Origin of the sequence: Aurantibacillus circumpalustris, assembly GCF_029625215.1 — a bacterium.
Taxonomy (GTDB): domain Bacteria; phylum Bacteroidota; class Bacteroidia; order B-17B0; family Aurantibacillaceae; genus Aurantibacillus; species Aurantibacillus circumpalustris.
The window spans coordinates 4,569,775-4,589,862 of sequence record NZ_CP121197.1 but is presented as its reverse complement, the minus strand read 5'-3'; the positions used below and the strand labels follow the sequence as shown (position 1 = coordinate 4,589,862).

General features: G+C 34.6%; 21 protein-coding genes. 14 read left to right on the top strand and 7 right to left on the bottom strand.

All coding sequences use genetic code 11. From position 1 onward, the window contains the following. The first annotated feature begins 8 nt into the window (after nt 1-8). The 8 genes from P2086_RS18985 to P2086_RS18950 all read left to right on the top strand — a co-directional run bounded on the left by P2086_RS18985 (nt 9) and on the right by P2086_RS18950 (nt 7,344). Nucleotides 9-758 carry a LytR/AlgR family response regulator transcription factor gene (locus P2086_RS18985; RefSeq protein WP_317898349.1) on the top strand — a complete coding sequence of 250 codons (750 nt, stop codon included), beginning with the start codon at nt 9-11 and terminating at the stop codon, nt 756-758. A 377-nt stretch (nt 759-1,135) separates the two neighbouring features. Next, nucleotides 1,136-2,614 (top strand): IMP dehydrogenase, encoded by a 1,479-nt coding sequence (gene guaB, locus P2086_RS18980; protein WP_317898348.1) that lies wholly within the window; start codon nt 1,136-1,138, stop codon nt 2,612-2,614. Nucleotides 2,615-2,689: 75 nt separating this feature from the next. Next, complete coding sequence (locus P2086_RS18975) at nt 2,690-3,298, top strand: peptide deformylase (RefSeq protein ID WP_317898347.1); 609 nt, start codon at nt 2,690-2,692, stop codon at nt 3,296-3,298. Nucleotide 3,299: 1 nt separating this feature from the next. Continuing rightward, entirely contained in the window at nt 3,300-3,902 is a 603-nt protein-coding gene (locus P2086_RS18970; protein ID WP_317898346.1) for a tetratricopeptide repeat protein, read from the top strand. A gap of 32 nt (nt 3,903-3,934) precedes the next feature. Next, nucleotides 3,935-4,354 carry a DUF423 domain-containing protein gene (locus tag P2086_RS18965; protein ID WP_317898345.1) on the top strand — a complete coding sequence of 140 codons (420 nt, stop codon included), beginning with the start codon at nt 3,935-3,937 and terminating at the stop codon, nt 4,352-4,354. Nucleotides 4,355-4,458: 104 nt separating this feature from the next. Next, nucleotides 4,459-4,851 (top strand): hypothetical protein, encoded by a 393-nt coding sequence (locus P2086_RS18960; protein ID WP_317898344.1) that lies wholly within the window; start codon nt 4,459-4,461, stop codon nt 4,849-4,851. An 83-nt stretch (nt 4,852-4,934) separates the two neighbouring features. After that, a complete protein-coding gene (gene pckA / locus P2086_RS18955) occupies nt 4,935-6,548 on the top strand; it encodes a phosphoenolpyruvate carboxykinase (ATP) (protein WP_317898343.1) in 1,614 nt (537 codons plus the stop codon). A 136-nt stretch (nt 6,549-6,684) separates the two neighbouring features. Continuing rightward, nucleotides 6,685-7,344, top strand: a complete 660-nt coding sequence (locus P2086_RS18950) for a T9SS type A sorting domain-containing protein (RefSeq protein ID WP_317898342.1) — start codon at nt 6,685-6,687, stop codon at nt 7,342-7,344. Nucleotides 7,345-7,418: 74 nt separating this feature from the next. Here P2086_RS18950 and P2086_RS18945 read toward each other — a convergent pair whose 3' ends face one another. Next, nucleotides 7,419-7,835, bottom strand: coding sequence for a DUF1573 domain-containing protein (locus P2086_RS18945; protein WP_317898341.1), 417 nt, complete (start codon nt 7,833-7,835; stop codon nt 7,419-7,421). Between the two features lie 181 nt (nt 7,836-8,016). Here P2086_RS18945 and P2086_RS18940 point away from each other — a divergent pair, with 181 nt between their 5' ends. Both P2086_RS18940 and P2086_RS18935 read left to right on the top strand, forming a co-directional pair. Further along, entirely contained in the window at nt 8,017-9,279 is a 1,263-nt protein-coding gene (locus tag P2086_RS18940) for a sensor histidine kinase (RefSeq protein ID WP_317898340.1), read from the top strand. After that, nucleotides 9,276-9,962: a response regulator transcription factor gene (locus tag P2086_RS18935; protein ID WP_317898339.1), complete on the top strand. Its 687-nt coding sequence runs from the start codon at nt 9,276-9,278 to the stop codon at nt 9,960-9,962. Before P2086_RS18940 ends, P2086_RS18935 begins: the two co-directional genes overlap by 4 nt. On the opposite strand, the gene P2086_RS18930 is transcribed toward P2086_RS18935, so the two are convergent. From P2086_RS18930 to P2086_RS18915, 4 genes are all read right to left on the bottom strand, one after another. Beyond that, on the bottom strand, nt 9,959-10,813 hold the full coding sequence (locus tag P2086_RS18930) for an endonuclease/exonuclease/phosphatase family protein (RefSeq protein ID WP_317898338.1): 855 nt from the start codon (nt 10,811-10,813) through the stop codon (nt 9,959-9,961). The genes P2086_RS18935 and P2086_RS18930 overlap by 4 nt on opposite strands. 105 nt (nt 10,814-10,918) lie before the next feature. Continuing rightward, a complete protein-coding gene (locus P2086_RS18925) occupies nt 10,919-11,851 on the bottom strand; it encodes a phosphoribosylaminoimidazolesuccinocarboxamide synthase (protein ID WP_317898337.1) in 933 nt (310 codons plus the stop codon). A 150-nt stretch (nt 11,852-12,001) separates the two neighbouring features. After that, entirely contained in the window at nt 12,002-13,024 is a 1,023-nt protein-coding gene (locus P2086_RS18920) for a GHMP family kinase ATP-binding protein (protein ID WP_317898336.1), read from the bottom strand. A 147-nt stretch (nt 13,025-13,171) separates the two neighbouring features. Continuing rightward, nucleotides 13,172-13,660 carry a YajQ family cyclic di-GMP-binding protein gene (locus tag P2086_RS18915; protein ID WP_317898335.1) on the bottom strand — a complete coding sequence of 163 codons (489 nt, stop codon included), beginning with the start codon at nt 13,658-13,660 and terminating at the stop codon, nt 13,172-13,174. 54 nt (nt 13,661-13,714) lie between these two features. Between P2086_RS18915 and P2086_RS18910 the strand changes: the two genes are divergently transcribed. Both P2086_RS18910 and uvrB read left to right on the top strand, forming a co-directional pair. After that, nucleotides 13,715-14,500 carry a M15 family metallopeptidase gene (locus P2086_RS18910; RefSeq protein ID WP_317898334.1) on the top strand — a complete coding sequence of 262 codons (786 nt, stop codon included), beginning with the start codon at nt 13,715-13,717 and terminating at the stop codon, nt 14,498-14,500. A gap of 84 nt (nt 14,501-14,584) precedes the next feature. Then, nucleotides 14,585-16,615: an excinuclease ABC subunit UvrB gene (uvrB, locus tag P2086_RS18905; protein WP_317898333.1), complete on the top strand. Its 2,031-nt coding sequence runs from the start codon at nt 14,585-14,587 to the stop codon at nt 16,613-16,615. Nucleotides 16,616-16,637: 22 nt separating this feature from the next. Here uvrB and P2086_RS18900 read toward each other — a convergent pair whose 3' ends face one another. Beyond that, nucleotides 16,638-17,168 carry a GNAT family N-acetyltransferase gene (locus P2086_RS18900; RefSeq protein ID WP_317898332.1) on the bottom strand — a complete coding sequence of 177 codons (531 nt, stop codon included), beginning with the start codon at nt 17,166-17,168 and terminating at the stop codon, nt 16,638-16,640. A gap of 22 nt (nt 17,169-17,190) precedes the next feature. Between P2086_RS18900 and smpB the strand changes: the two genes are divergently transcribed. Both smpB and P2086_RS18890 read left to right on the top strand, forming a co-directional pair. Beyond that, entirely contained in the window at nt 17,191-17,643 is a 453-nt protein-coding gene (gene smpB / locus P2086_RS18895; protein ID WP_317898331.1) for an SsrA-binding protein SmpB, read from the top strand. A 5-nt stretch (nt 17,644-17,648) separates the two neighbouring features. After that, nucleotides 17,649-17,978 carry a hypothetical protein gene (locus P2086_RS18890; RefSeq protein ID WP_317898330.1) on the top strand — a complete coding sequence of 110 codons (330 nt, stop codon included), beginning with the start codon at nt 17,649-17,651 and terminating at the stop codon, nt 17,976-17,978. A gap of 61 nt (nt 17,979-18,039) precedes the next feature. Here P2086_RS18890 and P2086_RS18885 read toward each other — a convergent pair whose 3' ends face one another. Then, nucleotides 18,040-19,941 (bottom strand): amidophosphoribosyltransferase, encoded by a 1,902-nt coding sequence (locus P2086_RS18885; protein ID WP_317898329.1) that lies wholly within the window; start codon nt 19,939-19,941, stop codon nt 18,040-18,042. Nucleotides 19,942-20,088: the final 147 nt, after the last annotated feature.

Genomic DNA, 20,088 nt, shown 5'->3' with positions numbered 1-20,088 from the left:
AACAATATATGATCAAAACATTGATAATTGAAGATGAGCAAAAAAGTTTGGATATGCTTGCAGGTATTATTCAAAAAAGTTGTCCCGAATTAAACATCGTAGGTCTAGCCCGAAATGTAAAAGAAGGGGTAGAGTTAGTGGAAACACTTCACCCTGAATTAGTATTCCTGGATATTAGCATGCCCGATGGCAGTGGCTTTGATTTGCTCGAAAAAGTGGCGGGTCATAAATTTGAACTTATTTTTGCAACTGCCAGCGACCAACACGCCATTCGCGCTATTAAATACAGCGCCTGCGATTATCTTTTAAAACCAATTGATATTGAAGAATTAAAAATTGCGGTAGATAAGGTAGTTAAAAAGAAGAGCGCTATTCCAAATATGGAAAATCTTCAGTTTCTAATTCAGCATTTGAAACGCGCTGATGAAAATTTCCAAAAAATAACGCTTCCAACAGGAAATGCATATGAAATAGTAAACATTAAAGACATTGTACGTTGCGAGGCGGATGGCAGTTATACCACATTTTATTTAAGTGATAAACGAAAATTAATGATTAGCGCCGGACTAAAACATTATGAAGAATTGCTTCCAGAAGGAGAGTTTATACGCGTGCATCACCATCATTTAATCAATATGAATCACGTGGTGCGATTTTTAAAAGAAGATGGAGGATACGCTATTATGAGTGATGGATCAAAAATTGAAATATCTCGTCGTAAAAAAGAAGCCTTTATGGAAAAATTGAATAAATCTTAAAAACAAGAAACAAGAAACAAGAAACAAGAAACAAGACATCTTGACTCTCGCATCTTGATTCTTGTGTGCTCACCCACTTATAAACTCAACTAAACCACTTATTTAAATCAGCTAAATCCAGCTTTAAAACCGCCTAATTTTACTATACGTTCTTTATAGGGTTTTGTTTAGTTATAACAAAAATTAGAGCCATCCCGGATTATGGAGATTTTCCGTGGATGGCTTTTTTCATGACTCTAATCATTAGAATGCGCTGGAATTATGTTAAAGAAATATTAAATATTCAGCTCTCAAGCCCTTAAAACAAACGCTTTTTATAAATTCAAGAATAAAATCGTATATTTGCCCGAATTTTAAAACCTTAAAATTCATTTTCAATGGCTTCCAATTTTTTAACTAACAAGTTTGTTCCTGAAGGGCTAACTTACGACGATGTATTATTAGTACCCGATTATTCGGAAGTGCTTCCAAGAGAAGTTACAATTGCTTCATACTTTACAAAAAAAATAAAATTAAATACACCAATTGTATCTGCCGCAATGGATACTGTTACTGAGCATAGTCTTGCTATCGCTATTGCTCAGGAAGGGGGAATAGGAGTGCTACATAAAAACATGACGATTGCCGAACAAGCCGATCAAGTGCGTAAGGTGAAACGAAGTGAGAGTGGAATGATTCTCGATCCTGTTACTATTAATGGTGAAGCGAGTATTGGTGACGCTGTAAAATTAATGACTGACAATAAAATTGGCGGTATTCCTATTGTAGATAAGCAAAATAAATTATTGGGCATTGTTACCAGCCGTGATTTAAGGTTTGAGAAGGATTTCAAGAAACCTGTTATTCAAGTAATGACTCCAAGTCAACAGTTAATTACTGGACCTATTGGAATTACGCTCAAGAAGGCAGAAGAAATTTTACAAGAACACAAAATTGAAAAGTTACCTATTGTAGATAAAGCCAATAAATTGATTGGTTTGATTACCTACAAGGACATGATTAAAATGAAAGTACGTCCAAATGCAGCAAAAGATGAAAGGGGACGTTTGCGCGTGGCAGCGGCGGTTGGAGTTACAGCCGATACCATGGAGCGTGTAGACGCTTTAGTTAATGCAGGTGTAGATGCTGTAATTATTGATACAGCTCATGGACATAGTAAGGGTGTTATTGAAAAATTAAAAGAAGTCAAGAAAAAATATAAAAATCTTCAGGTAATTGTTGGAAACATTGCAACCGGAAAGGCAGCATTGGATCTTGTGAAAGCTGGTGCAGATGCTGTAAAAGTTGGAATTGGTCCAGGTTCTATTTGTACTACACGTATTATAGCAGGTGTGGGCGTTCCGCAGTTGTCTGCAATTCTTGATGTGGCTCACGCTTTAAAAGGAACAGGGGTTCCGCTAATAGCCGACGGAGGAATACGTTTTACAGGTGATGTTGTGAAAGCTTTAGCCGCAGGGGCAGGAACTGTTATGATGGGCGGAATGTTTGCAGGTACTGAAGAAAGTCCTGGTGAAACAATTATTTTCGAAGGACGTAAATTTAAGTCTTACCGTGGTATGGGTTCACTAGAGGCTATGCAGAAAGGTAGTAAAGACCGTTATTTCCAAGACGCAGAAGACGATATCAAAAAATTAGTCCCTGAAGGTATTAGCGGTAGAGTGCCATATAAAGGAAGCCTCTCTGAAATTATATATCAGGTGATTGGTGGTGTTAAAGCAGGGATGGGATATTGTGGTGCCAAAGATATTAAGGCTTTACAAAATGCTAAATTCATACGTATTACGGCAGCGGGTGTTAAAGAAAGTCACCCGCATGATGTGGTGATAACACGCGAAGCCCCAAACTATAGTAGATAAAAGAAATGTTGAATTATAAATTATAAATTTTGAATTCATTTAACATTCAAAATTTAGCATTCAAAATTTAGAAGAATGGTATTACCAATAGTTGTTTATGGAGACCCGGTACTTAGAAAGGTAGGGGTAGATATTGATAAAAATTATGAAGGACTTGATCAGTTAATAAAAGACATGTTCGAGACCATGTACAAGGCTAAAGGTGTTGGGTTAGCTGCACCTCAGGTAGGAAAAGCTATCCGCTTGTTTATTGTTGACACTGAGCCTTTTTCAGAGGTGGATGAAGAAGATGATGAAGAAGATGCTGAGTTTACTCCGGCGCAAAGAAAAGAACTAAAAGCCTTTAAAAAAGTATTTATCAATGCGCGAATTCTAAACGAAGAAGGTGTTGAATGGAAGTTTAATGAAGGATGTTTGAGTATTCCAAAAATTAGGGAAGATGTGAGTCGGATGCCAGATGTGGAAATAGAATATTACGATGAGAAATTTGTAAAACACGTTGAAAAACACAATGGTGTTATTGCGCGTGTAATACAGCATGAATACGATCACATTGATGGAAAATTATTTACTGATAAAATAAGTCCTTTTAAAAGAAAGATGATTTCAGGAAAATTAAACGATATAGCCAACGGAAAAATCTCAGCGGATTATAAAACTAAAGTATACAAACCAAAGAGATAATATGAGAATACAAGTTGCGTCTATAATTTTAATTTCCTTTTTTCTGGTTTTTGTTTCTTGTACCGATAATACAAAAAAGGAAGAATCAGAACAAAACAAAGTAGTTAAATCGGATTCCAATCAACGTCTTGCAAAAAATTTTCTAACCGATTGTAAAAACATGCTGAATGCAGCTAGGAAAGCTGACAGCATTCTTTTAAACGAAACGGAGGTAAATACAGTGTCAGCTAATAAGGCAATTAAAGCGTTTACGGATTTCGCATTTTATTGCCAGAGTGATACCATGTGCCCTATTTATCTGATAAAAACTGCACAAGTTGCAAGAGCGATTAATAATATTCCGCAAGCGAAAGTGGCATTAGATCAATGTATTAACATGTATCCAAATTTTAAAAACCGTCCCGCTGCACTATTTTTATTAGCACAATTGTATGATGAAAATACCTACTTAAACAATGAGGCCGAAGCAAGAAAAATTTACGAAGAAATTATTAATGAATATCCAAAAAGTGATTGGGCTTTAAGTGCAAAAGGAGCCATTAGTTTTATAGGTAAGTCTGACGAAGAAATTTTAAGAGAATTAAAAAAGAAACAAAAGAAGTAGTTTTATTGAATCAACATTCTGATTTTTTTTACATGGAACAAAATAGTCTTATCCCAAAACAACTTATTACGATAGGAATTTTAGGTGCAATAGCTGTCGGCCTTGGAGCTCTTGGAGCACACGCTTTAAAGAATCAATTACCACGCGGTTTAATTACAGTGGATCAATTAAATGGTTTCGACACTGCTGTTAAATATCAAATGTATCATACACTAGCGATGTTACTTGTTGTAATCTTAAAAAAATCATATACCAATAAGTTTCTAAACACCGCGTACCATTTGTTTTTCTGGGGAATTATTTTGTTCAGTGGATCGTTATATTTTTTATGCACTAGAAACTTAATTGGAATGGATGGTTTAAAGCTTCTCGGTCCAATCACTCCAATCGGAGGTCTTTTGTTTGTTGCCGGATGGTTGAGTTTGAGCTTCTCAGCTTTTAAAAAAGGTTAAAACAATTTATTTGGTCTAACAATTGAAGGCTATGAATAACTATTGACAGACATTGACCAAACTTTTACTATTAATACTTAACTTTCAATTTAAAATCTATCATTATGCAACGAATTTTATTTTTCATTACTGGGGCTTTATGTTTATTAATTGTGTCTTGTAAATCTCAAGAAAAAGCAAACCAAGAAAAACCGAACTCTGTACCTCAAGTAACAAAAGAACCGACTGTATATGACGGCGTAACGGATAATGCCTGTGCTATTGAGGTAGCTTTTGGAAGTTATGGTGCAGGCATTGACGGCCCTACTTATGAAAAAGTTAAAGCTGAAATTGAAAAGTTAAAGTTAAAATCAACATCAAAAAGTATTGGCCGAGAGGGCGAAATACGAATATGTTTACCACTTACTGAAATAAAAGGCAATGAAAAAACTGAATTTATTGACCAGTTGAAAAAAATCGTAAAAGAGGGTCAACTAGTCTCAGTATCAATAAGATAAAAAAAATATAATTGTGGAAAAACAGCCTCGAAAGACGCTTTTTTTTTCGTAATTTTGCGCTCTATTAACCTTTATATTAAAGAATGAACGAAATTGGAATAAAAGCAGAGAATGCTTCAGTCGCACAACTTGGCCTTTCAAATGTTGATATGGCGTACTGGAATCTTCACCCAAGTGAACTAATTGAAGAGTGTATTGTAAGGGGTGAAGGAGTTTTGACAGATGTTGGCGCTTTGGCCATTGATACCGGTGAATTTACTGGACGTTCCCCTAAAGATAAATTTGTTGTTTATGATGAAAACACCAAAGATAGTGTATGGTGGGGTGATGTAAACAATCGTTTTGAGTCAGATAAATTCGATGCGCTTCATAACAGAATGCTTGCGTATTTAGGTAACAAAGAAATTTTTGTTCGTGACGCTTACGTATGTGCTGATCCAGCTTTTCGTTTAAATATTCGCGTTGTTAATGAACACGCTTGGAGTAATTTATTTTCTTACAATTTATTTTTACGGCCAACTGCTGAAGAAATTAAAACCTTTAAACATGATTGGGTAATTATTAACGCACCAGGTTTTAAAGCTGATCCTAAAATAGATGGAACGCGTCAACATAATTTTGCAATTATCAATTTCACCAAAAAAACAATTTTGATTGGCGGAACTGGTTATACAGGCGAAATTAAAAAATCTATTTTCTCTGTTTTGAATTACATTCTACCTCATGAGAAAAAAGTATTAAGTATGCATTGTTCTGCTAACATTGGTAAGGACGGTGACACAGCTATTTTCTTTGGTTTATCAGGAACTGGTAAAACTACCTTGAGTGCAGATCCAAATCGTAAATTAATTGGTGACGACGAGCATGGTTGGAGCGACAAAGGCGTGTTTAACTTTGAAGGTGGTTGCTATGCAAAATGTGTAGACCTTACCGCAGAAAAAGAACCTCAGATTTTTAACGCTATTAAATTTGGCTCTCTATTAGAAAATATTGGTTTTCAAGAAGGAACCACAACTGTTGATTATGCGAATATCAGTAGGACTGAAAACACACGTGTAAGTTATCCTTCTGATTATATTCATAATGCAGTTTCCCCTGCCGTTGGAGATATTCCAAAAAATATTTTCTTTTTAACATGTGATGCATTTGGTGTTTTACCTCCGATAAGCAAATTAACTACAGGTCAAGCGATGTATAATTTTATTTCTGGTTATACTGCTAAGGTTGCAGGAACCGAAATGGGAATTACTGAACCAACAACAACTTTTTCTGCTTGTTTTGGAAAAGCATTTTTGCCATTACATCCTACAAAATATGCAGAATTACTTGGTGAGAAATTAAAAAAACATAAAGTAAATGTTTGGTTATTAAATACCGGCTGGGTAGGCGGTGCTTACGGTGTAGGTAGTCGTATTAAATTATCTTATACACGTGCTTTAATTACAGCTGCTTTAACGGGTGAGTTGGATAAAGTGGAGTTTAAAGAGACGCCTTATTTTAAATTAAATTTCCCTACAACTTGTCTTGGAGTTCCTTCAGAAATTCTAGAGCCAGAAAATGCTTGGAAAGATAAAGTTGAATTTAATAAAGTAGCGCAAAATTTGGCGAATTCTTTTGTAAAGAACTTCGAGCAATACGCTTCTGCTGCAAACGAAGAAATTCTTGCTGCGGCGCCAAAGGTAGAAGTTACTGCTTAAGTTTATCGAGATTTGTATTCAAAATCCCCGTCTTTTTAGATGGGGATTTTTTTTAACTTGTCTCAAGCGAATTCGAGGCTTAATTAACAAGTTCTGGCATAAAACTTGTTCTGTTTTAGACGTAAAAACTTTTGATATGAAAAAACTTGCCTACCTTCTATGTATAATCGCTTTAGCTAATTATGGTAATGCACAAACGCAAAGTCTCCCATACGTTGGTACACCAACTATTATTCCGGCATCGCCTACAACAAACGATATAGTTAAAATTGTTACGCATGTTACAACACCAAACCAAGGAATTGTAGTAGATTTAAATCATTCAGTAACACATAATCCCAAAGAAATAAAATTACACGGATGTTATTGGAATGGAATGCTCACAGCAACTCAAACCCATATAGACACTTTTGTTGTTGGACAATTACAGTCTGGAACTTACACCATAAACCATCAAACCTTTATGTCTTCCGGACAACAAATTTGTCACCACACAGATAGTAACTTTGTGCAATTCACATTAACAATTGGTCAAGTAACTGGTTTAAACGAGGTAAAAAAAATAAAAATAAATTCAGTATTTCCTAATCCTGCTAAGGATGTACTTTATTTCAAAAATAATTCGGAATATACCGGCGCTTTAATTTATTCTTCTATTGGTAGTTTAGTTAAAAAAATGCCCCTTTTAAATTCTGAGAATGAAATAAAAATAGATGAACTTCCCACAGGCGTGTACTTTATTCGATTCTCTAATACTAAATCAAGCGAGACGGTAAAGTTTATTAAGGCAGATTAATATGGACAATCTGAAATAATTGTCATTCAGAGAGTAGTCGAGAAGACAATTATTTCAGACATCCTTGTATCGATTTACATAACCGTTCCAGTAAAGCTAAGTGTCCTTGGACCGTCTTCTGCGTTGGTAATTACCGTTATCTGTTTTTTGAAAACACCTTTAGCGGCAGCATTAAAAACTGCTGAAATTTTCGTGCTTTCTCCTGGTAATATCGGTGTCTTAATGTAGTTAGTTGAGGTGCACCCGCATGACGCTTGAACATTGGTGATTAAAACAGGATTATCACCCACATTTGTAAATTCAAATTCAAGTGTTACTGGTTTATTCTGAACGATATCTCCTAAATTGATTTCAGTGTTTTTCCACTTGATGTTTCTTTTAATTTCTAATATTTTTTCTGAATTCAGTGAATGAGAGATAACAAGGCTAGGGCTGAAGGACAATAGCGCAGAAGCTATTACGATAGTCGAAAGTTTAAGTGTAGTTTTCATGATTGTTTTTTTTAAGATTAGTAAATAATTTATTTCTTCTTGCAAGAATTATATTACAAACATAGTATGGTAATTCCGCAAAGGCTGTTAAGCGAGTTCAAATAATTGTTAATGACATGTTAATGGCGATGGAATAGAATTTATTTTGAGTAATATTAGATTGTAAAATGAAACGCTTTAATTGAAACTAAATAAATTAAATAGTGTTATCGCACTCGGTCTTGTCGCTATTACAGGTATTTTGGTTGTCCAGTTTTTCTGGACAAAGCAGGCATTTAATAATGAAGGAAAAAAGTTTAGTCAAACCGTACATATTACTTTATTGCAAGTAGTGGACAGGCTCTATAAATTAAGTGACAATGAATTTCCTCTAAAAAACCCGATAAACAAGGTGGCAAATGATTATTACATTGTGAATGTAAATAATGACTTTGATGCACAGATTTTGGAATACTGCCTCAAAACAGAGTTCGAACGAGCTAATCTTCTATTAGATTTTGAATATGCTATCTATAAATGTGAAAGTGATGAAATGGTTTATGGTAACTATGTTTCTTTTCATAACAAATCAGAGAAGAAATCTTCCTTTCATTTCCCCAAACAGAAAAACTTGGTTTATTACTTCGCTATTCGCTTTCCAAACGAAACTGGTTACTTAATAGGTTCATTAAAGTTTTGGTTAGTGCTTTCAGGAATCCTTGTCCTTGTAATGCTGATATATGTGTATTCTATCTTCACCATTTTGCAACAAAAAAAATATTCAGAGTTGCAGCGAGATTTTATTAATAATATGACGCATGAGTTTAAAACACCTTTATCTTCTATCCTCATCGCTTCTAATTACCTTTACAAACAAGAAAAAATAAAAAACGATGAGAAACTGGCAAAATATACCGGTATTATTATTGGTCAAAGCAATAAGTTAAATAGTCACATTGAAAAAATACTCAACATCGCTAAATCTGATAGTGCGCCTTTAACGCTTGATAGAAAAGAAATAGAAATTTTACCACTTATAAATGATGTAATCGAGAATATACGCTTAAAACATGAAAATTTAAAAGTAATGATTGAAAGTTCAATCAGTGAACCGAAAATTTATGCAGACGAATTTCATTTCACGAATTTGGTTTACAATGTAATTGATAATGCTATTAAGTATTGCGAGAATTCGCCTGAATTAAGTATTTGTTTGACGAAAGAAAAAAATGGTTTAAAGCTAGAATTTAAAGATAACGGCATTGGTGTTTCTAAGAAAAAAATCCCCTTTATTTTTGATAAATTTTATAGAATTCCAAACTCCCGAAGTAATGAGGTAAATGGTTTTGGACTCGGTTTATATTATGTTAAGAAAGTGTGTTTGCTGCACGGATGGATAATAAAAGCCTTCAATAATCAAGTAAACGGTATTACTTTATCCCTTCAAATTCCTCAAAAACAATGAGTGCTATTAAAATTTTATACGCGGAAGATGATGAAACCCTTGCTTTTCTCACAAAGGATAATTTGGAACAAAGTAAGTATGAAGTAACGCACTGTACTGATGGGATTAGTTGCCTAAATTATTTCAAAAGTACTTCTTTTGATATTTGCATTTTTGATATCATGCTTCCAAAAATGGATGGATTTGAATTGACAACAGAAATCCGTAAGCTGAATCCAGATGTTCCAATTTTCTTTCTATCATCAAAAGTATTAAAAGAAGATAGAATAAAAGGTTTAAAACTCGGCGCTGATGACTATCTCATTAAACCTTTTAGCATTGAGGAATTATTATTAAAGATTGAAATTTTTCTCACGCGTTCAAAGAAAACTATTTCCACTGAGAGGTTGGAGTATTCTGTTGGCCCTTATGTATTCAATTCCAGCAATTATCTGTTGTATAAAGGAGATGAAAAGATAAAACTTACACAGCGAGAATCTCAGCTCCTAAAATTGTTTTTGGAGAATGAAGATAAAGTTTTAACGCGTGAAGAAATTTTAAAAAAACTTTGGGGCGATGATGATTATTTTTTAGGCCGAAGTTTGGATGTTTTTATTTCACGCTTACGCAAGCTACTTGCAGAAGATATACAAATTGAAAATTTGCATGGAATAGGATTTAGGTTTTCGATAAAAGCCATTTAATTCAAGAAAAACTCAAAATAAACTGGTAAGTGGTCTGAAACAGTACGAGCAGATTGCAAACTAGTGAAACTCTTATAAAAATGAATCACTCCCGATTTTGAAAACTTAATTTTTGTGGAATTGTAAAAAATATTATCGTATTCAGACGCTAAGCATTCATCCGACACGCACTCTCGCTTTAAGGATGTTTTTTGGTTTGTGAAAATGGGCTTGTATAAAAGGCCTTTAAGAGGATTAAAAACCGTATGAGATTCGGGGCAATTAAAATCGCCGGAAAATATAAAGGTTTTTGTCGGGTATTTTTCAGGTAAAAATTTAAAATATTTAATCTCAGTTTCTGGTTGTTTGTTTTTTGGAACTGCATGAAAAGCGCCGGCGGTAAAAATTTTCCCTTCAAAAATAAAATCCGCAAAATAAGGTTCTCTTTCAATTTCTGATTGATAGCAACTGTCCAACCAAGCCCTACCTAATTTTTTTAGGCGAGACGTTTTCCACAGAAAGGCATAGCGTTCAGAACTATTTGTTGATCCACTTGTAGGATCGCTAATACAATAATCCCAATCAAAACCTTTCTGATCTAAAACATCAACTAAACGAGCGACTGCCTGAGCACCGCCATTCCCAGCAACAACTTCAACAATAGCTACTACGTCAAACGGTTTTAAGGTATTTGCAATAAAATCAATCGCGCTGTCACTTTTTGATTTACCGAAATTTTCAAGATTCCAGGAGCAAAGTTTGATTTGTGAAAATAAACTTAGACTAAATTGAAAAAATATGAAGAGAAAAAAGACTTTTTTGAAACTCATACTGGAGTTTGAAGATAATGTTTTTCTAGTTAAACTTTTCATTCACCAATATACTTAGACCAAAAATTCTTTTATGTATACGTGGTTTTGCAAAGAAAATGCTTTTTGAATATAGGCGTATTGGGCTATACTTAAAAAGATGTATGACTATAACGCTTTTAGTATAGCTTCTTCAACATCTTTTAAAATAGTTGTTGCATTTGCCTTTACAAAAGTTCTTCCAGTTACTTTTTCGAACAACTCAATATAACGAGCGCTAATTTCATTTATCCATTTTTCATCCATCTCGGGAACAACTTGCCCTTCTTTACCTTGAAATCCATTCTCAATTAACCAGCGTCTAACAAATTCTTTACTGAGTTGTTTTTGTTCTTCACCTTTTTGTTGACGTGTTTCATACCCTTCTAAATAAAAATATCTTGAAGAATCTGGAGTGTGAATTTCATCCATCAAAGTAATTTCATTATTAAATAAGCCAAACTCATACTTGGTGTCAACCAATATCAACCCCATTTTATTTGCAATTTCTTGCCCGCGTTTATAAAGGGCTAAAGTGTATTTTTCTAATTGCTCGTAATATTCTTTACTGACAATGTTTTGTTTTATGATTTCTTCTTTGCTGATATCTTCATCGTGCCCTTCAGAGGCCTTGGTAGTAGGAGTAATAATAGGTTGTGGCAATTTATCATTTTCTTTTAATCCTTCAGGCAAAATAACTCCACACAAAATTCTTTTTCCTTCGCTATAAGTTCTGGCTGCATGACCCGCTAAATATCCACGCACAACCATTTCTACTTTAAAAGGCTGACACATTTTGCCAATACTAACATTTGGATGCGGCGTGGAGATTAACCAATTTGGAACAACATCACGGGTTGCATTTAAAAATTGTTCTGCAATTTGATTTAAAACCTGTCCTTTATAAGGAATACCCTTGGGTAACACGACATCAAACGCGCTTATGCGGTCGCTGGCGATCATTACTAGAATGTCTTTGTTAATCGTGTATACGTCGCGGACTTTGCCTTTATAATATGCGGTTTGCCCTGGTAGGTTGTAATTTGTTCTATCTAGTGTCATATGGTAATAGTCTTTAGTTTATAGTCATTAGTCCAAAGTCAATAGTCGTATCTGTTTACTCAGGCTTGTCAACTCCTAACTTATATGTCCTTATGTTTCTTATATGGTTTAATTTTTTAGTCAAAAAGTTTATAGTCTCTGGTCAATAGTTTAAATCGTCCACGTCACCAATCCCTGCTGAGTAAATTTAAAAGGTTGGATATTTCCTCCAATAGTTTCAATGGCTTTTGCTACTTTAATTTTAGTGACAGCTGGACAATAAAAAAACATAAAGCCACCGCCACCGGCACCGGATATTTTCCCACCTGTAGCTCCGTTTTCTAATGCAAGTTTATAAATAGAGTCAATTAAAGAATTCGAAATACTATTCGCCATGTCTTTTTTATTTTTCCATCCAAACTGCAAAATTTCTCCTATTTTATTTAATTCACCTCTTAATAAAGCGTCTTTCATTTGATGAGCTTGTTGTTTTAAATTATGCATCGCATCAACACTTTTGGTGTTTTTTTCGTTCACATTTTTTACTTGCTCGTTAATGATATTGGCTGAAAGGCGCTGTGTGGCTGTAAAGTAGAGTAAGAGATTGTTTTCTAATTCGTAAATTATTTCTGGTTTTAATTGCAAAGGATTAACAATTACTTTGTCTTTTTCAAAAAACTCAATATAGTTAATGCCGCCAAATGTAGCTGCATATTGATCTTGTTTGCCACCCGACATTTTAAGATCAACACGCTCTATTTCATAAGCTAAATGAGCAATGTCATATTTACCTAATGGCAGTTTTAACCATTCTACAAAAGCTCCTAATAAAGAAACTACAAGTGTGGAAGATGTCCCAAGGCCTGACCCCTGTGGAGCCTCAATATATGATGTTAAGCGAAAAGAAAGTGGTTCAAGTTTAAATTGTTTTATAATTCGGTTATACACTCCAATAAATAATTCGAAGCCTTCTACAATAGCTAATTCTTTTTCTGATTTTGTTTTTAAAACGTTTGCTGTACCATCAATTACGAATTCTATTTCGCCATTATTTAGTGGTTCTAAAGAAGCGTAAGCGTACAAATCTATTGTTGCATTGAGAATGGCGCCACCAAATAAATCAGAGTAGGGACTCACATCGGTGCCACCCCCAGCCAGGCCAATCCGTAAAGGCGCTTTGCTTCTAATAATCATGCGCCAAAAGTAATTAAAAAACCTCTATTAATGTAAAATAAAGGTTGTTGGAAAATAAGATTTTGTAATTTGTCACACTACGAAAACAGGTGTGCTTGGATATGTTCTTGATTGAGTTCTGGTCTATGAATTAGAGGTATTTTCTTCTTATTTCATATTTATAAACTGAAGTGGAATTTCATAATTTCCTTGTCTGCACAAGGCAATTACCGCTTGAAGATCATTAATGTTTTTACTGCTTACTCTGATAATCTCGTCCATTATCTGCGCAGTTACTTTTATTTTACTGTCCTTAATATCTTTTAATATTTTTTTGGAAGCTTCTCTTTCAATGCCCTGTCTTACTGTAATGTCCTTTTTTATCATAGGCCCGCTGGCATAGTGTTCTTTACTTTCATCTAAGCCGCGTGGATCAAGTCCCTGCTTAATCATGCGTGAGTGGATAGCATCCATAATAGCATCCAAACGCATATCGTTTTCGGTTATAACATTAATGAGCAGGTCTTTTTTGTTTAATTCGATGGTACTTTTACTGTCTCTAAAATCCCATCGGTTTAAAATATCTTTTTTTGCTACATTTACGGCATTATCTAATAATTGCGCGTCGAGTTTACTGGCTATGTCAAATGAAGGCATACTATTAAATTTAAAGTTCAAAAATAGGTATTTGATTTTAAACTACTAAATGAAGTGATTTTTTTGCGAATTAATTTTCTTAACCTACTGGGTTTAATTTTTGTTCTGGATTCTTGTGATTTCGATAAACACAATCATCTGCATACACTAAGAAAGCACATTGTTTATGTAATTGAGGACACTATAGGTGTTAAGCAAGGAACAGCCACTCCAATTGATCCCGATACTTCGTACATAGAATATATTTTTAAGAGCTATGATTTAGTGAATATAAAATCTATGGATTCTTCAATAAAGGTTAATCTAAGGTATTCGAGTACGAATAATTTTCTTAAATATAATTTTTACGATGGTTTGCGCAATGCCTATTTTAATTGTGAAACGGCAATTAAAGTGTGCGCGGCGCAATATTATTTAAAACAAATTAATCCCGACCTAGGGCTACTTATTTTGGATGCTTCACGCCCACGGCATATTCAGCAAATAATGTGGGATAGTTTAAAGATGCACCCAGATAAAAAAATGTTTTATCTATCTAATCCTGAAGAAACCTCCCTACATAATTATGGTTGCGCCGTAGACGTAACAATTATTAATACAGTAAATGATTCTTTATTAGAAATGGGTACAGATTTTGATTTTTTCGGAAATCTATCAGAGCCAATTTATGAAAAACAGTTCTTAAAAACAGGTGAGTTAAGCCTGCAAGCGTACAAAAACAGGCTGTTGTTGCGCAGTGTGATGGAAAGAGCAAAGCTAAATCCTATTACCAGTGAGTGGTGGCATTTTAGTATTTGCAAAAAAGATGAGGCTATTGTTAGATTTGCTTTAATAAAGTAACAAATTTCCCACAAAAGCGAAACAAATTAAATTGAAGTCGCATTTTGAATACTGCCCCATCTATTCTAACTTTAACTATTCATTATGGCATTTCAACTTACCTCCGAATTTCAACCGACAGGCGACCAACCTCTTGCTATTAAACAATTGGTTGACGGCATAAATTCTAACTCTAAACACCAGGTTCTGCTTGGTGTTACAGGTTCGGGAAAAACATTCACCGCTGCGAATGTTATTGCTCAGGTTGATAAACCTACACTCATTTTGTGTCATAACAAAACACTGGCTGCTCAATTGTATGGAGAATTCAAGCAATTTTTTCCAGACAATGCGGTAGAGTATTTTGTAAGTTACTACGACTATTACCAGCCCGAAGCTTATTTGCCAACAACAGGAACTTATATAGAAAAAGATCTTGCTATTAATGACGAAATTGAAAAATGCAGATTAAGTGCTTCTTCTTCTTTATTATCGGGTAGGAGGGATGTGATTGTTGTTAGTTCGGTAAGTTGTATTTATGGTATCGGTAACCCAACTGATTTTAAACAAAATATAATTGTAGTTGAAAAAGGACAAGTTATTTCGCGAAATAAACTTCTGTATCAATTTGTTGGATCTTTGTATTCGCGCACTACCGGTGATTTTGATCGGGGAACTTTTCGTGTAAAAGGCGATACAGTCGACATTAATTTACCCTATGTAGATTATTGTGTACGCATCGTTTTTTTTGGCGACGAGATTGAAAGTGTTGAAACTTTCGACAACGCTAATAATTACGTCATAAAAAAACATGACACCTTTACTATTTTTCCTGCAAATTTATTCGTGACGTCTCCCGATACACTTAAAAATGCCATGGTAAGTATTGAAGAAGACATGAAAAAACAAAGAGACTTTTTCTTAGAGCAGGGCAAGGCTTTAGAAGCAAAACGAATTGAGGAGCGCGTGAATTTTGATTTAGAGATGATGCGGGAACTTGGTTACTGCAGCGGTATTGAAAATTACTCTAGATATATGGATGGAAGGCTTCCGGGTACTCGTCCTTTCTGTTTGATGGATTATTTTCCAAGTGATTTTTTGATGATCATCGATGAGAGTCATGTTACCCTACCTCAAGTGCGCGCAATGTACGGTGGTGATTTGAGCCGGAAACAAAACTTGGTGGAATATGGATTCAGACTGCCTTCAGCATTAGACAATCGTCCTTTAAAATTTGAAGAGTTTTACAGCCTGCTAAATCAAACCATTTATGTGAGCGCCACGCCAGCGGACTTTGAATTACAGGCAGCTGAAGGTGTAGTTGTGGAGCAATTAATTCGTCCGACTGGAATTCTTGATCCCTTAATTGACATACGACCATGTACAAATCAAGTAGATGATTTACTGGATGAAATTCATAAGGTTGCAGCAAACGACGAAAGAATTTTAGTAACCACACTCACAAAAAGAATGGCAGAGGAATTGACGAAATACCTGACTAAATTAAATGTGCGTTGCCGTTACATTCACAGTGAAGTAGACACTTTAGATCGTGTAGAAATTCTAAGGCAATTAAGAATTGGAATGTTTGATGTTTTGATCGGAATTAATTTATTGAGAGAAGGATTGGATTTGCCAGAAGTTTCTTTGGTTGCGATTTTGGATGCGGACAAAGAAGGTTTTTTAAGAAACGAAAGAAGTTTGGTGCAAACCGTAGGGCGTGCCGCAAGAAATGTAAATGGACGCGTGATTATGTATGCAGATAAAATTACAGACAGTATGCAGCGCACTTTGGATGAGACACAACGAAGAAGAAAAAAACAAATCGAATATAATTTTACAAATAAAATAACCCCGGTTCAAGCAGGAAGAAAACAAATGGCACAGTCTTCGTTTAGTGGTGTTGAAGTTACCGTAAATGGAAAATTGGTTAAAGCTTATGCGGAGCCGGATGAAATTAGTCTTGCCGCAGATCCAGTTGTTCAGTATATGAATGCAGATGAGCTAAAAAAACAAATCGGTAAGATAAAATCTGCTATGATAAAAGCAGCTAAGGACATGGATTTTTCGGAAGCAGCAAAATTACGAGATGAAATGTATGCCTTGGAGAAAATGCTTCAATCAAAGGAGGAATAAAGCTTGTTTTGAAGGAGGAGAACTACAGATTGGTATTCGTGTGAATTAGTGAAATTAGTGGTGAACCTTCCCATGTCATTACAAAATCATTCATCACATATCCATTTCCAATATCGAAATCGGCAATCCTTTCAATTTTAAAACCCAGTTTAAAATAGAAATTTACGGATTTAAAATTCTGTCGGTTTACTGTTAAAGTTATTTTTTTTGGAGCAATAATTTTTAAGAGTTCACTGAAGGCGACCCTCCCAATACCCTTAGTAGCAAGCTCTTGATTGATGTAGAACTTATTGAGAAACCAATCGTTTTTACTTTCAAGGTTAACAGAGATAAACCCAATATTTTCAGTTTTTTGTTGAATCAGAAAAAAAGAATGTCCTTTCGTTTCCATTTGTTCTTTTAAACTAATCTCACTATACATGAGATTAAGCATGTAAGCGATTTGTTCATGATTAATAATGGCAGGGTAGTGCTGATTCCAAATTATTTTTGCTAAACCCGATATATTTGGAATATCTTTTCTGGAAGCTTGTATTAATTTTATATCCTGCATTAAATAACTTAAATTTGCGTCTGTGGCTAAGATAAGCAATACCGTTAATATAGAGAATCGAAGAGCGAAATTTGATTATCAGTTTTTGGATGTGTTAACAGCAGGTCTTGTTCTTAAGGGAACTGAAATAAAATCGATTCGCGAAGGTAAGGCGGGCTTATCTGATAGTTATTGTTATTTTAGAAATGACGAACTGTTTGTGAAAAATTTTCATATTACGGAGTATGCTGACGCATCTTTCTATAACCATGAGCCTTTAAGAGAAAGAAAACTCTTACTTACCAAACAAGAACTGAATAAGCTTTTAAGAAAAGTGAAGGATCAAGGTTTAACGATAGTTCCTGTAAAATTGTTTATTAACGACAAAGGCTTTGCAAAGTTAAATATTGCTCTTGCAAAAGGAAAAAAGGAGTATGATAAGCGGGATGATATTAAGAAAAGAGATGTTGAACGCGAAATGAATAGAAAGTTCTAGTTATAATGAAACCCAGTAAATTTATTTATCTAGTTAATGTTTGCGCTATCTTATTTTTAATCTCTTGTGATAAAGGATATGATGTGCGTTTTACAAATTATTACATAGAAGAAATGGATTCAGTAATTATTGGTGATCACCAAATTGTTTTTAACGATGTACCGCCAGAAACTACAACAGATTTTCAGCACGTAACCAGAGGGCAACACAGTATTGTACTTATTACAAAATCAAATCAAAGATTTTCTACCACCATGTTCATTTCATCTAAGGGAACAGGCAAACGAACTATTCAAATAGATGCTATAAAGCAAATCAATATTTTTGAAGAGTAACTTTTGATTGACCTAAAGGAAGAACTTAGGAAAAAAATAAGGTTCCTAAAAGCACTCAGTTCTAATACGCTCTGGTATTATTTCCTTCAATGTAATTTACAAATGCTTGATTGCTAACTTTATTTCCTCCTGGAGTTGGAAAGTTACCGCTGAAATACCAATCTCCTCTATTATCAGGGCAGGCTGTATGCAGACCCTCAATGGTTTGATAAATGAGTTCAAAATCAGCTTTAAGATCTTTTGGTTTAATCAAGGAAGCGATTTTTTTAGAAATTTCATCGTCAGAAAAAGAACTGTAGATTTCTTTTACCATATTCACTTGTTCTTCTTTTGGTTTTTCAAGTTCAAGCAAGGTTCTTTCATAAACTTCCCTGATGAAATTTTCTTTACCATTTTCTTTTAAGAGTGCAATAGTTGCTTCAAAGGCTACAAATTTTTTGAGAACCGCCATATCAATCCCATAACAATCAGGATAACGAATTTGTGGTGCAGAACTAACAACCACTATTTTTTTCGGTTCAAGTCTGTCTAAGATTTTTAAAATACTTTGTTTCAAGGTAGTTCCTCTTACAATGCTATCATCTAGCACAACAAGATTATCAACACCTTTTTTTACCGTGCCGTAAGTTACATCATAGATTAGGTTAACAAGACTGTCGCGACTCTCATCGTCGGTAATAAATGTGCGTTGCTTCGCTTCTTTCAAAACAACCTTGTCCACACGCGGTTTACTGTCGAGTATTTTTTTGAGTTGTTTTTCAGAAAAGGACTTGTTTAATTTATTAATTTCTTCAGCTTTCCAAGTGTTTGAATAATCGTTTAATCCTTCTACAAGTCCCGCAAAAGCTATTTCAGCCGTATTTGGTATATAGCTAAAAACAGTATTTTCAAGATCGTAATCAACGGATTTTAGAACACTTTGGGTAAGATTTTTACCTAGGTTAATCCGTTCCTTATAAATCTCTTTATCATTGCCGCGACTAAAATAAATGCGTTCAAAAGAGCAAGATAATTTTTCTCCGGGTTCAATAATTTCTTCTTCACTTACTGAGCCGTCTTTCTTAATAATAAGTGCATGGCCTGGTTTAACTTCATTTACGGTTTCAAACGGCACGTTAAACACAGTTTGAATAACCGGTCTTTCACTTGCTACAACAATAACTTCGTCATCTTTATAAAAATAGGCAGGACGAATACCGTTAGGGTCGCGCAAAACAAAAGCATCTCCATGACCCATCATACCACACATAACGTAGCCCCCGTCCCATTTTTTGCTACTTTCTCTTAATATCGAGGCAACATCAATATTGGCTTGAATAAGTTTACTTATTTCGTAGTTTTTATCGTTTTGTTCTTTGAATTTTTTGAAAAGTTTGTCATTTTCTTTGTCGAGGAAGTGGCCAATTTTTTCCATTACGGTAACAGTATCGGCCTTTTGAACGGGGTGTTGCCCGAGTTCAAGGAGGTGGGTAAATAACTCGTCAACATTTGTTAGGTTAAAATTCCCTGCAACCACAAGGTTTCTGCTCTGCCAATTATTCTGACGTTTAAAAGGATGGCAGCTTGCAACACCGTTTTTTCCGAAAGTACCGTAACGTAAATGTCCTAACAGTAATTCTCCAAGAAAGGGTATATTTTCTTTTTGCCAGTTTGGATTGTTGTAAAGATCAGGGTGGTTTTTTTGAGCTTCTGCAAATGAACGATTGATGTGTCCGAAAATATCCTGCGTAGCCTTAGGTTTTACGGAACGCATTCGATCGAGATACGTAGTGCCAGGAGGAACATCTAACTTAATTGTGGCAACGCCTGCCCCGTCTTGTCCACGATTAATCATTTTTTCCATGATTTGATAAAGCTTATGAATTCCGTATCGGGAAGAACCGTATTTGGTTTTGTAATATTCTAAAGGTTTTAATAACCTAATGAGTGCTACACCGCACTCGTGATGAATTATATCGCTCATAAAATAACCGGGCTACAAAGGTAGGCTTTTGAATTGGGAATTAACAATAGAAATTTAACAATTATAGAAGGATAAAACATGATTTTTTGAGATTTATAGTTCTAATGTGTATATTTGAAAAGTACATTTTTGAACTAAAACGCGATT